General features: G+C 67.0%; 2 protein-coding genes. Both read right to left on the bottom strand.

Annotated elements, in window-relative coordinates:
• Positions 1-62 precede the first annotated feature (62 nt).
• Entirely contained in the window at positions 63-836 is a 774-nt protein-coding gene (gene istB, locus ACGFIV_RS36255) for an IS21-like element helper ATPase IstB (protein WP_358562161.1), read from the bottom strand.
• A partial coding sequence (locus ACGFIV_RS36250; RefSeq protein WP_392839609.1) for a hypothetical protein occupies positions 833-1,588 on the bottom strand: 756 nt, incomplete at its 5' end. The genes istB and ACGFIV_RS36250, both read right to left, overlap by 4 nt.

Genomic DNA, 1,588 nt, shown 5'->3' with positions numbered 1-1,588 from the left:
TGTCGGCGTACGGATTCCTGTGCAGGCCTAGGTACGAATTGACGTGCAGAGCTCTGTGACGATTAGGCCGTCGCGGTGATGTTGGTGTCGACGGCAGCCAGGCGGTTCTTCAGCCGGTAGCTGGGGCCGTTGATGGCGAGGATCTCGCAGTGGTGCAGGAGCCGGTCGAGGATGGCGGTGGCCAGGACCTCGTCGCCGAACACCTGTCCCCATTCGCTGAAAGCCTTGTTCGAGGTCAGCAGGATAGAGCCCTTCTCGTACCTTTTACTGATCAGCTGGAAGACGAGGTTGGCTTCGTCGCGGGCCAGTGGCAGATACCCGACCTCGTCCAGGACCAGGACGTGCGGCCGCAGGTAGAAGCGGAGTTTGGAGGTGAGTCGGCCGATGGTGTCGGCGGCTTTCAGTTGCCGGACCATGTCGTCCAGGGTGGTGAAGTAGACGGTGAACCCGGCCCGGCAGGCTGCGACGGCCAGCGCGACCGCCAGGTGTGTCTTGCCTACTCCGGGCGGTCCCAGGAGTGCGGCGTTGGCCTTGGCCTCGACGAACGCCAGGGTGGCCAGGTCCCGGATTTTGCGGGGGTCGAGTTCGGGCTGGTAGGCGAAGTCGTACTCCTCCAAGGTCTTGTGGTGCGGCATCTTCGACAGCCGCAGGGCATGCTTGAGCCGTCGTTCCTCGCGGACGGCGAGTTCCTCTTCGAGCACGAGGTCGAGGAAGTCGAGGTAGCCCATCTGGGCGGCGTCGGCCCGGCCGACATGATCGGTCAGGGTCTGGGTGAGGTGCGGTAGCCCGAGTTTGGTCGCGGTCGCCCGGATCCTGGTAGTGATCAGCTCGCTCACGTGGTGTCCTTCGGGCCGGGGCTGGTGTGGAACGGGCTGATCCCGCTGATCTGGTCATAGACCGACAGAGGCCGGCGGCCGACCTCGACCTTGGCGGCGTCGGCCCGGGCGAGCAGGAACCGCAGCGACCCCGACGGTTCCCGGTCCCGGTCCCGGGGATGGCAGGGCAGGTGGTCTTCCCTGCTGCTGGTGGTAGAGCGGGTATGTCCGTCGGGCAGGGCGCTCCAGTGGTCTGGATCGACGATGCGGGCGCCGCGGCCGACCGCCCGTGGGTGGATGGCGAGCAGGGTGACGCCGTGGCTGTCGGGGACGGTGGCGTGCAGGCTGACGGTGGCGGCCGAGGTCCGCACTTCGACGAGTTGGCGGTGGAACACCTTGGTGGCGGGCACCGAGTACAGGTTGGCTTCGAACGCGACCAGGCAGTCCTTGCCGACGTGCCGCAGATGCCGCTCCACGACGCGATAGGGCTTGGATGGCACCGGCCGCAGAGCCTGATGGTCCCGGCGGGCCCGGACCCCGATCACCTCGCCGTGGGTGCGGTGGGTGACTTTCCGGCGCAACGGAACCCAGGCCAAAAACGCCCGGTCGAGTTCCTCGATTGAACAGAACGCCCGACCGGCCAGGACATGGTCCCGGACGATGGTCACCTGCCGTTCCACCCGGCCTTTCCCGGTTGGCCGGTAGGCGGCCAGCACGTCGATGGTGTAGTCGTAGTGGCCGGCGAACGCCACCGCCTCGGGATGCAACGGCAC

The organism is Sphaerisporangium sp. NPDC049003, assembly GCF_043197795.1.
Classification (GTDB): domain Bacteria; phylum Actinomycetota; class Actinomycetes; order Streptosporangiales; family Streptosporangiaceae; genus Sphaerisporangium.
The sequence above is the reverse complement of the archived record's forward strand: the minus strand, read 5'-3'. Positions and strand labels throughout refer to the sequence as shown.